General features: G+C 39.7%; 12 protein-coding genes. 8 read left to right on the forward strand and 4 right to left on the reverse strand.

Annotated features, from left to right (window positions below; all coding sequences use genetic code 11):
* Positions 1-588 precede the first annotated feature (588 nt).
* Both CSV72_RS06440 and CSV72_RS06445 read left to right on the forward strand, forming a co-directional pair.
* Positions 589-3,348, forward strand: a complete 2,760-nt coding sequence (locus CSV72_RS06440; protein WP_099677666.1) for a bifunctional diguanylate cyclase/phosphodiesterase — start codon at positions 589-591, stop codon at positions 3,346-3,348.
* A complete protein-coding gene (locus CSV72_RS06445; RefSeq protein WP_099677667.1) occupies positions 3,345-4,982 on the forward strand; it encodes a thiamine pyrophosphate-binding protein in 1,638 nt (545 codons plus the stop codon). Before CSV72_RS06440 ends, CSV72_RS06445 begins: the two co-directional genes overlap by 4 nt.
* A gap of 51 nt (positions 4,983-5,033) precedes the next feature.
* Here CSV72_RS06445 and CSV72_RS06450 read toward each other — a convergent pair whose 3' ends face one another.
* Entirely contained in the window at positions 5,034-5,771 is a 738-nt protein-coding gene (locus tag CSV72_RS06450; RefSeq protein WP_099677668.1) for a hypothetical protein, read from the reverse strand.
* A 232-nt stretch (positions 5,772-6,003) separates the two neighbouring features.
* On the reverse strand, positions 6,004-6,306 hold the full coding sequence (locus CSV72_RS06455) for an LLM class oxidoreductase (protein WP_233191122.1): 303 nt from the start codon (positions 6,304-6,306) through the stop codon (positions 6,004-6,006).
* Between the two features lie 264 nt (positions 6,307-6,570).
* Between CSV72_RS06455 and CSV72_RS06460 the strand changes: the two genes are divergently transcribed.
* Together CSV72_RS06460 and CSV72_RS06465 are read left to right on the forward strand one after the other, a co-directional pair.
* Positions 6,571-7,287: a toast rack family protein gene (locus CSV72_RS06460; RefSeq protein ID WP_099677669.1), complete on the forward strand. Its 717-nt coding sequence runs from the start codon at positions 6,571-6,573 to the stop codon at positions 7,285-7,287.
* Between the two features lie 389 nt (positions 7,288-7,676).
* On the forward strand, positions 7,677-8,585 hold the full coding sequence (locus CSV72_RS06465) for a DMT family transporter (protein ID WP_199170066.1): 909 nt from the start codon (positions 7,677-7,679) through the stop codon (positions 8,583-8,585).
* A 67-nt stretch (positions 8,586-8,652) separates the two neighbouring features.
* On the opposite strand, the gene CSV72_RS06470 is transcribed toward CSV72_RS06465, so the two are convergent.
* On the reverse strand, positions 8,653-8,949 hold the full coding sequence (locus CSV72_RS06470) for a hypothetical protein (protein ID WP_099677671.1): 297 nt from the start codon (positions 8,947-8,949) through the stop codon (positions 8,653-8,655).
* A 379-nt stretch (positions 8,950-9,328) separates the two neighbouring features.
* Here CSV72_RS06470 and CSV72_RS06475 point away from each other — a divergent pair, with 379 nt between their 5' ends.
* From CSV72_RS06475 to CSV72_RS06490, 4 genes are all read left to right on the forward strand, one after another.
* Positions 9,329-9,742, forward strand: coding sequence for a carboxymuconolactone decarboxylase family protein (locus CSV72_RS06475; RefSeq protein ID WP_085131854.1), 414 nt, complete (start codon positions 9,329-9,331; stop codon positions 9,740-9,742).
* Positions 9,743-9,975: 233 nt separating this feature from the next.
* Entirely contained in the window at positions 9,976-10,623 is a 648-nt protein-coding gene (bluB, locus tag CSV72_RS06480; RefSeq protein WP_099677672.1) for a 5,6-dimethylbenzimidazole synthase, read from the forward strand.
* 392 nt (positions 10,624-11,015) lie between these two features.
* Positions 11,016-12,497, forward strand: coding sequence for a glycine betaine uptake BCCT transporter (locus CSV72_RS06485; protein ID WP_099677673.1), 1,482 nt, complete (start codon positions 11,016-11,018; stop codon positions 12,495-12,497).
* 267 nt (positions 12,498-12,764) lie between these two features.
* The gene (locus tag CSV72_RS06490) at positions 12,765-13,727 is read left to right on the forward strand and encodes a tRNA dihydrouridine synthase (RefSeq protein WP_099677674.1); all 963 of its coding nucleotides are present in this window, start codon (positions 12,765-12,767) and stop codon (positions 13,725-13,727) included.
* A 126-nt stretch (positions 13,728-13,853) separates the two neighbouring features.
* Here CSV72_RS06490 and CSV72_RS06495 read toward each other — a convergent pair whose 3' ends face one another.
* Positions 13,854-15,020: a pyridoxal phosphate-dependent aminotransferase gene (locus CSV72_RS06495; protein ID WP_099677675.1), complete on the reverse strand. Its 1,167-nt coding sequence runs from the start codon at positions 15,018-15,020 to the stop codon at positions 13,854-13,856.
* Between the last annotated feature and the right edge of the window lie 162 nt (positions 15,021-15,182).

Below are 15,182 nucleotides of genomic sequence, written 5' to 3' on the forward strand. Positions count from 1 at the left end.
CATCTCCCTTTTATAGAGGATTAGAGAACAAAAAAGACCCCAAGATAGTGATTGCATTATGCGCAATCACTTCTTGAGGTCTTCTCAGTTACTCAAACCCGAGCTATTAACTTAGTTTCTATAGTAACATACCTGAATTAAAATTCAAATTATAAAATTCGTTATTTACAATAGTTGGAAATTAGTAGATTGGGTGAAAAGAAAGGTTTAATTTTCAGATTGAACGCTTCTAAAAGGCTATGTCATTACTCAATAAAATAGTGGCTTAGATTGAGCCTATTGCAACTGTCACTAAACCTAGAGCAAGTGTAGTTACATTATCGCTTGGACACTAACTATACAAGTTTATAACCTCGTGGCAGCGAATCTACTGTTGAGGGGGGTGTTTTGTTATACGTATTGTTATTGCTACTATATGCTTATACAAAATACTCCTGTTCGTTATATATTTAATATAGTTGTATCATCTACTAAAGGCTATTTTAAATAATTTGTCGAATAGTAGAGTAAGAGGTGATATCCCACCATAGATGAGGGTATTAAATATACTATCAATAGATAATACATTGGGCAGAAGAGGAGGTATGAATAGTGAAAGATCAAACTAGATATCTTCGACTAGCGAATATAACAAAGCTAATAAATACAAAGCTAGAGTTAAGAGATGTACTGAATCACGTAGTGACTGCTATCTCAGAGGAGATTGTTCGATGTGACTCGGTCGGAATTTATTTGCCACAACAAGATGGATCGTTCAGGGGCTTCGTAGGAAAACCTGAAGTGATCAATGGCATGACGCTCGATATGCATACAATTGATACCGACTTCGATTTGCTGGCGAAAGAAGTAATTGAAACACAACGAACGATATATATACCGGATACATCCAAAGATCATCGACCTGACCCAAGGGCAGTCGAAGCGTTTAAGATAAAATCTCTATTGGTTTTGCCCATTACTGGCGAGACGGAATTATTTGGACTAGTTTTCTTGTTCGACTATGGAACACCGATGAACCTGACGGAGATTGAGATTCAAACGGTCCAATCTTATGTCAATATGGCTGCTGTTGCTATTCAAAATGCCAAACTGTTAACGAATAAAGAAGAACTTATTAAGGAAAAGCAATTATTGTTGGATATAACTCGGGATTTATCACTATGTTCTACCATGCAGGAAGCGCTGGATATATGTTTTCTTTATATAGAAAAGGTGCTTGGAAATAATAATATAGGGATACATTTAGTTGATCCGTTAGTTCATATGAAGATTAAGCCTACAACAATTAATCGTAAGAGCGACTGGTCGGTAGAAGCATGGGTTAAATCCCATGACGAGATAAAATTTGATGTGGAAAATGATAAAGTGTTCGAGGAAGTGATCGCAACTAGAAAGGCAGAACTCATTCCAGATGTCTTTTCAGACGATCGAGTGAACCATAAAGCATGTCGACACTTTGGCATTCAATCGATGTTTATACTTCCTATCGTTTCCATGGGTAAAGTATTAGGTTTAATAGTCATTGCAGACCTTTTTAAAAAAAATCCGGATTACTCCCAGGCCAGTCAACAGCTGACGCAATCTATTGTCGATACAACGGCTTCCACTTTATTAAACTTATTGAATATGGAAAAGCAAGAGTCGATCATAAAACAGCGAACTGAAGAGATAACCGAAAAGAACAACGAACTGGAAACAGCAATGAAGGAATTACAGCGGCTTAGCCGGGAGAAAGAACTAATTCTCCATTCGGCAGGTGAAGGAATATTCGGGTTGGATTTACATGGCGTCATTACGTTTTGTAATCCGGCGGCTGCTACGACGCTAGGCTATGATAGTAAGAATGAACTAATAGGTAAACCTGTCAGTATTATTTACAATGAAAACCATACGAATATTGATGAAGTTACATTTTTCAGGCAAGATCAGTCTAATTTCCCTGTAGAATATGTTAGGTCTTCTATCAAGGAAGGCGATAGAATTGTTGGGGAAGTCGTTACGTTTAAAGATATTTCCGAAAGAAAGAAGATGGAGAAAGAAATCAGATACCATGCGTATTATGATAGCTTGACCGATCTACCCAACCGAGTGCTATTAAAAGATCGAATGCAACAAGGTTTGAGCATTGCTCATTCTCGTAAAGAAAAAGCAGCGGTCCTGTTTATGGACTTGGATCGTTTCAAATCAGTCAATGACTTATTAGGGCATAGCTATGGCGATATTTTATTGGTACATGTAGCTAGACGTATATCCGCGTGCCTTCCTGAAGGCGCTACAGCTTCACGTCAAGGCGGGGACGAATTTGTTATCTACTTGCCTTATATTGAATCTGAAGCGGAAGTGGTAGAGGTGGCCGAAAAGATTGTGGATCAATTTAACAAGCCATTCAATCTGAAAGGCCATGAAATGCATATCCACAGCAGTATTGGGGTTAGTTTATTTCCGAAAGATGGACAAACGGCGGAGTTATTGATAAAAAACGCGGATATTGCGATGTATCAGTCTAAAACCGTATCTGGCAGCAGTTATCAATTTTATCACTTGGCGATGGATATTAGGACGTTTGAAAATGTGAAACTTGAAAATGCTTTATATAAAGCGCTCGATCGTGAGGAGTTGGAAATTTATTTTCAACCACAAATTGATTACAGTACACATACACTCATTGGAACTGAAGCATTATTGAGATGGAATCATTCAACAGAAGGGTTAATCTCGCCGGATCGATTTATCCCGCTGGCAGAGGAGACTGGACTAATCGTTCCTATCGGAGAGTGGGTGATTAGAAAGGCATGTAACCAAATCAAGCAGTGGCAAGCAAAAGGGTATCCATCGATTGTAGTATCCGTAAATTTATCAGCCCGCCAGTTTGAACAAAATAATTTATTCCAAACGGTTAAAGGGATTTTGGATGAAGTAGGCGTATCAGCAAAGCTTTTATGTCTTGAAATTACGGAAAATCAAATCATTAAAAATACAGAACTGACTATCCAGACGATGAAAAGGTTACAGGCAATTGGAATCAAGATGTCCATTGATGACTTTGGTACAGGTTATTCATCATTGGGTTATTTGAAAAACTTGCCAATTAATGCTTTGAAAATAGATAAATCATTTATTCAAGAATTGAAAAGCAATGACGATAATTCAGCCATCGCAAATACAATTATCACATTAGCAAAAAATCTGGGATTAGATGTAGTAGCTGAAGGTGTCGAAACACTGGAACAAGCCGAATTTTTGGCTTCGAGAGAATGTTATATTATGCAAGGTTATTACTTTAATGTACCGCTAAAGGTCAATGAATTCGAAAGCACATATCTGGTTACTAAAGGAGAGTTGTTATGAAAGCTGTTCGTGCAGTATTGGATTATTTAACGGCTACAGGAGTAAAACATGTTTTTGGCATCCCAGCAGGTTCTGTCAATGCATTTTTTGATGAGTTGTATGAAATACCTGAACTGACGCCTATTGTTACGAAGCATGAAGGCGCGGCTTCCTATATGGCAGTGGCATATGCCAAATATACAGCTACTATGAGTGTGTGTATTGGATGCAGTGGACCTGGTGGTACTAATCTACTAACGGGTGCCGCAAATGCATTGCGTGAACATGTCCCTGTTTTATTTTTGACGGGCGCAGTTCCCGTCGATACTGTCGGTTTAAATGCCTCTCAAGAATTAGATGCTGAACCGCTTTTCAAATCAGTAACGAAATATAGTGTAACTGTAACGGACTCGAAGAATTTACTTGGAGAAGTGGCAAAGGCATGTGAACTAGCGGTTTCTGGTGTACCAGGTCCTGTCCATATCGCCATGCCGATAGATATCCAAATCAATCAAATTCAATCTCCCGAAATACCAGCTCCGCCAAAAAGAACGCCGATTGTTCCAGATCAAAACATCATACAGTCTGTGGCAAGAGAGATTGCTAGTAAACAGGATGGATATATCTTTGTAGGACAAGGTATTAGGAACTCTGTCGATCAGTTACTTGAGTTAGCGGAGGAGCTTGGTTGGCCGATCATTACAACACCGCAGGCAAAAGGTTATATTACAGATGATCATCCACTGCTCGTTGGTGTATTCGGCTTTGCCGGTCATGAGGCCGCTTCTGCATTGATCAATGGAAAAGATGGTGAAGCTATACTCGTAGTCGGCTCTAGTTTAGGAGAGACGGCTACGAATAATTGGAACGTCAATCTCACTAAAAATCGATATACCATTCAATTGGATTACGATTCATCCGTATTTAATCGTAAATATGAAGTGGATGCTGCTGTTTGGGGAGATATAGATTTAAGTTTGACCGCGTTACTAGATGAATTAAAAAGTTTAAACTTGCCGACCAAAGAACAAGCGTTTATTAAACAGGAAATAGGAATGGTAGATAGTGAAGAGTACAATACGAAAAATGTTTTGATGCGTCTGCAAAATTACGCTCCCCGCAAAACTAGATATACCGTCGATATCGGTGAGTTCATGGCGTATATCATTCATGACATGAATGTGGTGGAGTCCGATTCATTTGATATTAATGTGCATTTTGGGGCGATGGGGAGTGGAATAGGTTCTGCAATTGGTTCGAAGCTTGCTGAACCTGAACGTCCAGTAGTTTGCGTTACGGGTGACGGGTGTTTCTTCATGCATGGTATGGAAATCCTGACTGCAAAAGAACATAAGTTGCCGATTTTATTTGTAGTGATGAATAATGCGCGCTTAGGAATGGTCTATCATGGACATTCATTGCAATATAAACGCTCCCACCCAGCATTCGAACAAGAACCGGTGAATATTGCAGCTATGGCTGCGGCCATGAACATACCGGGTAAACGAATTGAAGCGATGGAGGATCTGACACAAGAAGTGATAGACGAGCTTATGAATGTAGAGGGGCCGTCAGTCCTCGAAGTTTCCTTGATAGATAATACAATACCTCCAATGGGAGATCGCGTGAAGTTTCTATCTTCTTTTGGAAAATAAATAACCCGGAGAAGAGGCTTGATTGCCTCTTCTCTGGGTTACTTTTAATAGTTATATAGATTTGTATAATGCATTTGTAACTTCAATGATTGCATCTATTGTTTTACCTTTAAAGGCATTGGAAACAGTGAGTCCTGAAGGGTTTGAAAAGTAATACGCATCCAATTCTGGGTTATAACTATACCCCATGTTAATTAAGGAGTACTGTAATTCAGCCGGTATGTCTTTTGATCCAGTACGCTGCATAAAGTAATTTGTTCCGTAGATTTTCACGTCAATATCTTTGGTTCCAGTATGAATAACAAATAAGTCTTTTTCATCTTTCACCAACCACTGCCCTTTTGAATACAAAGAGATTCTGGTCCTTCCCAATCCATCAATGCCGGCTAAATTCATCCCAAAATAGTGGTTAATCATCGTCCGCACATCGGCACCAGTCACGTGATGATGATGATGCGCTAAATATAAATCTAAAATCATTTGTGAAGGAAAACAGTTGCAGGTTTCCAAATTCGTTGAAGGCGGGATCTCAAAAGTACCAATTTTATCTTTGGTCAACACGGGAACTTGTTCTAAGTGGAACTTGAAAGCTTGTGCAATTGCTTCGTAAATGACTGGACTAGTTACTTTATTCTTATATTGATTAATATACATATCCATTACATCAATCTTTTCCAACTTGCTGATGTAATCAATCACTTCTGCTTCCGAAAAGCATTCATCCAATTGATGCAAACGTTTAATCATGTCCTGAATTTCATCGGAATACGTTATCGGGGCAATTTTCATGCGTAGCCTCCTCATTGTAGAACATACTTATGTTTATTAGATAATCATACAGCAAAAAATGTGTAAAGTATTAAAGTGTTGATAAAATGATAGTAATTTGTACTTGAGAGAAAAAATTATCTACTTAAGTGAATAGTCATTGTCCCCATCCGGCAACTACGAGTTCTCGTTTTGTTTGCGTGCTTCAGATTTAATGTGATCCGTATAGCTCATGAACGTATTTACTAAAATTTTATGCTGTCATTTCCAATTCAGCCGTCATCGCTGTCATTACAGAAAGTATCTTGAGCGGTTCAAATCGATTCAGATAATGTGGATTGGATTTTTCATTAATGTATAAAGCATCCGCGATGAAAGCAAAATCGAACTTTCCGCGTTCTGGTGTTTGAGCTTGTTGTTTATAAAATTCAAAGTTTATACTTTCAACTGAATGCATAGTAGAATGCCGCCAGTCGGAAAACTTCTCACCGATACCGTGAATCATCGTTCCTAGCTTCAACTTCTTCCTCACATGCATCGTCCTCTCTTTAGTCATGTGGATTATTGTGTATGTATCATTCAGTGTCTTAAATCACCACATGTGTCATGCCAGGTATCAAGGCACTAATTGCATAATTATATGTGGCGTATTACAGAATGTGTGTAACGGCTAGGGTTTGGCAAGGGTATGCGGGTAATTTCTTTTCATGACAATGGAGAGAAAATATACCGCTCAGTCCTAAGTCTGATATACACTTCAGTCATCTGATGGACTCAATTTTATTGAGTTACGCTTATAATAGAGTAAAGGGGTGTGAATATGCGGAAAATACTGATAGTTATTACAGGCGTAGTACTGTTAGGTATAGTTAGCTTTTGGTTATATGACTGGATGAAAACGGACCGTGTCTCTGGTGAATTGTCAATTGAAAAGGATAACGCGAAGTCGCTCGATGTGGCTATCGGTTTTGGTGCCGGTACTCTTCTAATTGAGGGCGGGGCAACGCAATGGGTGGATGGGGACATTGATACGAACGTGAAAAAATGGTATCCATCCGTTACGTATAAGAATAAAAGAGATGTTGGCTATGTAGAGATTCAGCAGAAAATGAAAGGTTTTTCAGCTTTGCGGAAGCATCGAAACGATTGGAATCTTCAACTGACAAATGAAATACCTGTGAACCTCGATGTCGAAATGGGTGTATCCGATTCAGAACTAAGATTGGCAGGAATCCATCTCAATCAAGTGTCAATAGATGCTGGTGTGGGGGATACGACGATCAATCTAGGCGGCGAATGGAAGGATAGCTTTGACGTGGACATCAACCTGGGAGCGGGCGATGCGAAGATTCATTTACCTAAAGAGACTGGAGTTAAATTATCTGTTTCAAAGGGGATAGGTAGCGTGGGAACGAAAGGTTTAATTGCTAAAGGTAAAGGCATCTATGTAAATGAAGCTTACGGGCACTCGGATACTACTATTCATTTGAAAGTTGATGTCGGTGTAGGTGGTGTAGATTTCATACTTGTTGAGTAGCGGAAAGTTTATAGTCTATCGCTTAAACCTTACATGATTGAGTTAGTAACGCATAAAGATATCTGTACCCATATAACGCATAATCCGACTAGAGACAGTACTTAATATGACTAATGAAAGATTCTTGCTCATTACAAAGTATTGTTCTATAAAGAAAATCTAGAGTAGTAAAAAATGTGTGAGAGCATTGTCATGATTGAAGACAAGACTATCGCGCTTTTTTTTCGTCCAGATAATATTATAAACTAATCTACTAGATAGGCGTAGTAACTATTGAAATGGTTTCGTCTACAAGTATGCAGTATAATTCAGTACATAACTATATATTAGGTGAATTCATCTACACGTGTATCGGAACGGAGGGGACGAGGGTGGAAACACAGCCAAGTATGAAGACATATGTAATCACAATTGCAGGAGCAGTCTGTTGGGGTTTGATCGGTTTATTCATAGCGCCACTATATGCACGGGGATTCACGGCTTGGGATGTAGTAGCGATTCGAGGGATTTTCAGCTTTGTGTTTTTATTTGTCATCATGATGTTGTTCTTTCGTGATCAGTTACGGACACGAATAAAGGATCACGTATTTTTTGCGAGTGCAGGTATTTTTAGTCTTGCGCTATTTAACTACCTTTACTTCGAAGTATTTTCACGTTCCAGTTTGTCTCTTGCCGTGACGTTATTATATACGGGACCGTTATTCGTGATGATTCTATCGAGGATCTTCTTTAAGGAATTACTAACTGCCCGTAAAGGTTTAGCACTAGTATTTGCTATTGTCGGTTGTGCATTTGTGGTCGGGCTCTTGCCGCTAGGATCGCAGACTATTCCTAGTAAGACGCTATTAATGGGAATTCTTTCGGGATTTTGTTATGCGCTATACAGTGTTTTCACCAAGCCGATAACGAAACGGTATTCGGCCCTGACGATTACTACGTACACATTCTTGTATATGGCTTTATTCATGTCGCTGACTAGTAATGTATGGCGCAAGGTTGCCAAATTCCAGTATGTTGACGTTTGGATTGCTGCCCTACTACTGGCACTGATTTCTACTGTGGCGGCATATGTCTTATATACATCGGGTCTAAAGTATTTGGAAGCGGGGAAGGCATCAATTCTTGCAACCATTGAACCAATTGTTGCAGTTTTAGTTGGTGTATTGTTCCTTGGTGATCAACTGCTTCCGTTACAGATACTTGGCATCGCACTTGTGTTATATTCCGCTGTACTCATAGTAGGTAAGCAAGTGAAAAGTAAGAGCTTTGATAAAAGAGAGCGTACTTTTGAAAAATAGAATCTGCGTAAGAACTGCCCGCGTTTGATAGCATAAACAAACGGAATAGTTCCCCCGCAGATACACATCATGATTTGAATTTCTGTATTTCATCCGCGACTACAAATGCTAAATCATCATTCCCGAACATTTGAAGTACATCCAGCATGGTTTCATTATCTATATGAAGTTCCTCAAATCCATCATCGCTTTCCATGACTTCTTTTAGTGCGGGATTTGCCCGTTGTTCAGGGTATGCTTGCTGATAAAGAGTTTGTGGATTCAGTTTATGATTGGCGCACCACTGAACAAATAGGCGAATCATCAAGTTTTCGTCGTCTTTGTACTTTTGAATGATCTGTTCCTCAATATTTTTAAATTCCATTGTGCAAACCTCCTTGGTCGATTGTTTCTTATAAGTATAAACGATAGGAAGGTTTTCTTGTAAGCAATGGGGCTTTGCTTATTAGATGAATGCATATAAAATTAGCAGCTTAGGGTGAAAAAGAAAAGGTGATCATTACTCCTATACGGAAAAACGAACGACAGCACTACTCTTTACGACACTAATTAGGAAAGCCAGTTAACAAGTTATGCAACTTATATATTGACGGCTCGCCTATAGAATGACGAATAGACGAAAAATTTTGGTTATTTATAAATTTTGTTATAATAGTAGTGTGACTGCTAGTTAATAACAGAAAAGAACGTGTACGTACAATTTTGAAGAAATGGCGGGCACTATAATCAAGGAGGTTTTTGGAATGGCGGAAGATCGCTATCAACGTGGTTTGGAAAAGTTAATGGAACTTACGTTATCGGGTGAAGATAACCCAGCAGGTGAGATGGAAATTGGCGAGAGCTTCAAAGATGTAGCACCGGATTTGACTAAGTATGTAGTGGAATTTGCGTTTGGGGATATCTATTCCCGACCTGGATTGGATAATAAACAAAAGGTTCTTACAACGATTACGGCTCTTGTAGCACAAGGTAAGCCGCAGATTCAGATGCACATCAAAACAGGCCTTGATGTAGGCTTGACGCCCGACGAGATTATCGGTTGCATCATGCACCTGATTCCGTATACTGGATTCCCTAGCGTTCTGAATGCTTTATCTGTTGCACAAACAGTATTTGCAGAACGCGGAGTTTCAATTACGAAAATGGACGAGAAGTGAGTATATTTAATAGGAATGGTATTTTGTGAAGTGGTTTCAACCGGTGATTTGTAAAACGGTTGAAACCACTTTTCTGGTTATTGAAATGGATCATTTATTTTACTGAACCAATATATGTAAGCGGCGTTTTGACAAACCTGTCTTTCTTTACAAAACTTCACTATAATAAAACCGTGATGATCTATAACGAACAGCAAACTAAATGACATACAAGTCTAGAGGAGAGATGTTACATGTTTTCTGAAGAAGAAAAAGATGCGGTCTACAAAGTGATTTACAATAGAAGAGATGTGCGAAGTTTTTTGCCGACGCCCATTCCTGAGGATCAGATACATAATATATTGAAAGCGGCTCATCACGCACCTTCAGTAGGCTTCATGCAACCATGGAATTTCATCATCGTTTCATCTGATGAAACGAAAGAAAAGTTGGCTTGGGCGGCCGATAAAGAAAGGCGTGCGCTAGCGATTCATTATGAGGATGAAGGAGAAAAAGAGACAAAGTTTCTTGGCTTAAAAATACAAGGAATAAAAGAAGCACCTATCACTATTTGCGTGACATGTGATCCTACGCGTGGCGGCTCACATGTGTTAGGACGTAATTCCATCCCTGAAACCGACATGTTATCGACTGCTTGTGCCATCCAAAATATGTGGCTAGCAGCATGTGCGGAAGGTTTAGCGATGGGCTGGGTGAGTTTTTATAAAAAGAATGATGTGCGCGATATTTTGAACATACCACCTCATATAGAACCGATTGCACTTTTATCTATTGGGTACACGGAGAATTATCCGACTGCGCCTATATTGGAAACAGCTAATTGGGAGAAACGGCGAAGTTTAGATGGTTTGATTTTTACCAATCAGTGGAATAATAAATAACGGTTTACAGATGCACTCAGCTCATTAACATTGTATATCATCAACTGTGAAGTAGCTGATGATATACAATGTTTTTTAATTAGATTTACAAGAGTAGTAATTCTACAAAATACCACACATTACTAGCGGAAGAAATATAGTGTCAAATCTACTTTCGACTAGGTATAAGGTCATTATTAATTCATTCAATGTAATCGATTTGAGATAAGTAATTTCATAAAACAACTCCTTTTTGTTATATCCTGTCTACGTTTGTCGTGCTTTATGAATAAATAAAGTAACTCATTTGATATTTGTCTTTTTTTTTTACCTTTTGCCTTCTTCAGAAAGTATATGTATAGTATATAATCGTTCATTAGACGAACAAGTAACCTTATTTTGAAAGGAGAAACATGAGAAAAATATCAAATGTCTTTTACATTACGATCGCATTGATCGTCGTTACGGTTGGATACGGCGTATTTGCATCGGAAAGCTTCGAAACCATTACAATGAATGCAAAGAATTTTGTCGCATCCTCATTTGGATGGTACTACTTGCTGTTGCTTTCATTACTACTATTATTAAGCATTTTCCTCATTTTTAGTCCGTACGGTAAGATTCGACTCGGTAAAGATACCGACCGCCCTGAATTTTCTACCGTTACGTGGATTGCTATGCTATTTTCAGCAGGAATGGGTATTGGATTAGTGTTCTACGGAGCAGCTGAACCTTTATCACATTTCGTCAATCCTGCAACAGAAGATCCAAACACCGATGAAGCCTTTAAGGAAGGATTACGTGAATCATTCCATCACTGGGGACTTCATGTATGGGCGATGTATGGAATAGTCGCTTTATCTCTCGCTTATTTTCAGTTCCGTAAAGATGCACCAGGTTTAATTTCAGCAACATTGAAACCGATTTTTGGCAAGAAGATGGATGGTCCGTGGGGAACATTCGTTGATGTTCTTGCAGTCTTTGCTACCGCATTTGGTGTTGCAACAACTCTCGGTTTCGGTGCTGTTCAAATTAATGCAGGGCTGAATTATTTGTTTGGGATTGAGATCGGGACACTCTCCCAGTTTATCATTATCGCTATAGTTACAGTACTGTTTATCATTTCCGCTTCTTCGGGACTCAGTAAAGGGATCAAGTATTTATCCAATACAAACTTGGTACTTGCTGTGTTACTTCTCGCATTCGTCGTTGTGTTGGGACCGACGTTGTTAATATTGAACATGTTTACTGAATCACTAGGTGGTTACGTAGGAAATCTCGTTCAAATGAGTCTTCGTACGGCACCGCTTAATGAAGGTAATCAGCAATGGCTGTTTGATTGGACGATTTTCTACTGGGCTTGGTGGATTTCATGGGCACCGTTTGTCAGTATGTTTATCGCGCGTGTCTCAAAGGGTCGTACAATCCGAGAATTCATGGTGGGCGTACTTCTTGCACCTACATTGCTTTGTGCATTCTGGTTCTCTACTTTCGGCACGACAGCTGTCGACATGCAGCGTCGAGGAATAGCGGATATCGCAAGTTCTTCGTCTGAGCTGGTGGTCTTTGAAATGTTTAACGAAATGCCATGGTCATTTATTATTTCGATTATCGCCATTCTGTTGATTGCATCGTTCTTCGTGACTAGCGCTGACTCTGCGACGTTTGTGCTCGGTATGCAATCGACGTATGGATCGTTGACACCGCCTACAAGTGTGAAAATGATTTGGGGTATTATCCAATCGTCCATTGCATTAATTCTGTTATCAGTGGGTGGCTTGGCTGCCTTACAAAATACGATCATTATCGCCGCCTTACCATTCTCGTTCGTCATGTTATTGATGGTCATCTCTTTAATGAAAGAGTTGCGCAGAGAGAAACCAATGCGTAGGTAGTAGTGAAATAGTAGTTGAAGCCGTTGCTGTAAATAGCAACGGTTTTTAATTTCCCATACGGTATTAAGCGACTCTATTTGACCAATAAACCAACATCAAATAGAGTCGCTTAATAATAAATTTTAGTGGTAGCTCAAAGAAGTGGAATTCATCTGTGCATTTTTTGTATAATAGTGAGACTGGCATCTGTAAGGGTTGAGTATATGTAATAAAACCGTTTTTGGTACACACAGCTGCAAGTTATGAAGAGAGGATTTGAACGTAACGATGAGTACTAATTTTTGGCGTGATCTACCACGGCCATTTTTCATACTAGCACCGATGGAGGATGTAACGGATGTTGTTTTTCGCCATGTAGTAAGCGAAGCTGCACGTCCGGATGTATTCTTTACGGAATTTACAAATACGGAAAGCTTTTGTCACCCAGAAGGAATCTTCAGCGTGCGCGGACGTTTGGCGTTTACAGAAGACGAACAGCCAATCGTCGCTCACATATGGGGAGACAAGCCTGAACATTTCCGCGAGATGAGTATTGGGATGGCGGAACTTGGTTTCAAAGGATTGGATATTAATATGGGATGCCCTGTGCCGAACGTTGCAACAAAAGGTAAAGGCAGTGGGCTGATTAACCATCCTGAAACCGCCGCGGCAATTATTCAAGCTGCAAAAGCTGGCGGATTACCTGTCAGTGTCAAGACGCGTCTTGGCTACACTGACATTGAAGAGTGGCGCACATGGCTCAGACATGTACTGGAGCAAGATATCGCGAACCTTTCGATCCATCTACGTACTCGTAAGGAAATGAGTAACGGCAATGCACATTGGGAATTGATTCCTGAAATCAAAAAGCTTCGTGATGAAATAGCGCCCGACACATTGCTGACGATCAACGGGGATATTCTTGATCGTCATATGGGTATGGAGCTTGTGGAAAAGTACGGTGTGGATGGGGTTATGATAGGACGTGGAATATTTCATAATCCATTTGCATTTGAAAAAGAGAAGAAAGAGCATGATCATAAAGAGTTGCTGGATCTTTTGCGTCTACACCTGGATCTCTTTGATAAATATTCGACAGAACTTGAACCTCGACTATTTAAACCACTACGTCGTTTCTTCAAGATTTACATTAAAGGGTTCCGTGGAGCAGCCGAACTTCGAAATGAATTGATGAGCACGAATACGACAGATGAAGTGCGTGCACTATTGGACACCGCAGACCTCGATTAATATATTTCAGAAAAGCCTGTAACGAAAATGATTTTAGACATGTGAAAGCCTCCTTGCCATTCCAGAAATACTGGGATGAGTAAGGAGGCTTTTTGCATAATGGATGTTAGGTGCAATTACATGTTCTTATTTAAATAAACCGAGCTTTTCAATACGACGAACCGCTTCTTGCAACCGTTCTTCACTTTCTAACAACCCAACACGAATATATCCTTCTCCATGAACACCAAATCCGTTCCCTGGTGATACTGCGACGTCTGCTTTATCCAGTAATAAATCGGCGAAAGTTTCGCTTGTAAAGCCCTCTGGGACAGGTAGCCAAGCGAAAAATGATCCGGTAGGAGCTGTGACATCCCAACCGATGCGTTCGCACTCCGTTAGCAATACTGTCAGGCGACCTTCATAGAGAGCAACTAACTCTTCAACACATTGTTGTGGTCCCGTCAATGCTTCAATTGCGGCACGTTGAACTGCTGGGAAGATACTAGTGAATAAATGGTCTTGCAATACATTTAAAGCTTCTATTATTTCAGAGTTACCGACTGCAAAACCAACACGCCAGCCTGCCATATTATACATTTTGGAAAGGGACAGCATTTCAATGCCGACTTCTTTTGCCCCTTCTGTTTGTAAGAAACTTATCGGTTTCTTGCCTTCGAAACCAATGCCCCCATATGCAAAATCTTGTAAGACAGCAATCTGATTTTCTTTAGCAAATGCTACAGTTTTTTCATAAAACTCGGGAGTTGCTGTGACGCCTGTAGGATTACTAGGATAGTTTAAGTACATTAATTTAGCATCTTTTTTCTGATCATCGGTTAGTTCATCGTAATCAGGAAGAAATTCATTTTCCTTACGTAACGGCATCGTATCATATCGAATACCAGCTAAACTTACACCTGACAAGTAATCGGGATAACCAGGGTCTGGCAGCAATAATAGATCTCCTTCATTCATAATAGCTAAAGGTAGTTCTACAACACCAATTTTTGTGCCGCCGAGAACCGCAACTTCAGTTTCAGGGTCAATCGTGACATCGTATTCACGCTGATAATATTCAGCGACTGCTTGTTTTAAAGCAAGTGTCCCTCTGAATGGAGAGTAACCGTGTGTCGCTGGATCTTCAACGGCTTCTTGCAACGCTTTAATAATATGAGGAGGTGTTGGCTGATCAGGATTTCCACGCCCTAGATTAATCACATCTCTGCCTTCATCCATAGCCTTTTCTACTTTATTTAATAATATCGTAAAGAAATGCGGAGGGAGATTCTGTAACCGGTTGGACAGTGCCATAGTTTATTCCTTCTTTCTTTGATAGGGTATTTGCGTTAAGTATACATAGATCATACTAGACTTTTCAATAGAAGGTTTATTATTCGATTCCAGACGATTGCAAAAATTGAGTGCAATAAACAAAGTTGATTGAAAAGGTCGGATATTCTGTTGAATTGTCGT

This window comes from Sporosarcina sp. P20a, assembly GCF_002743175.1.
Classification (GTDB): Bacteria; Bacillota; Bacilli; order Bacillales_A; family Planococcaceae; genus Sporosarcina.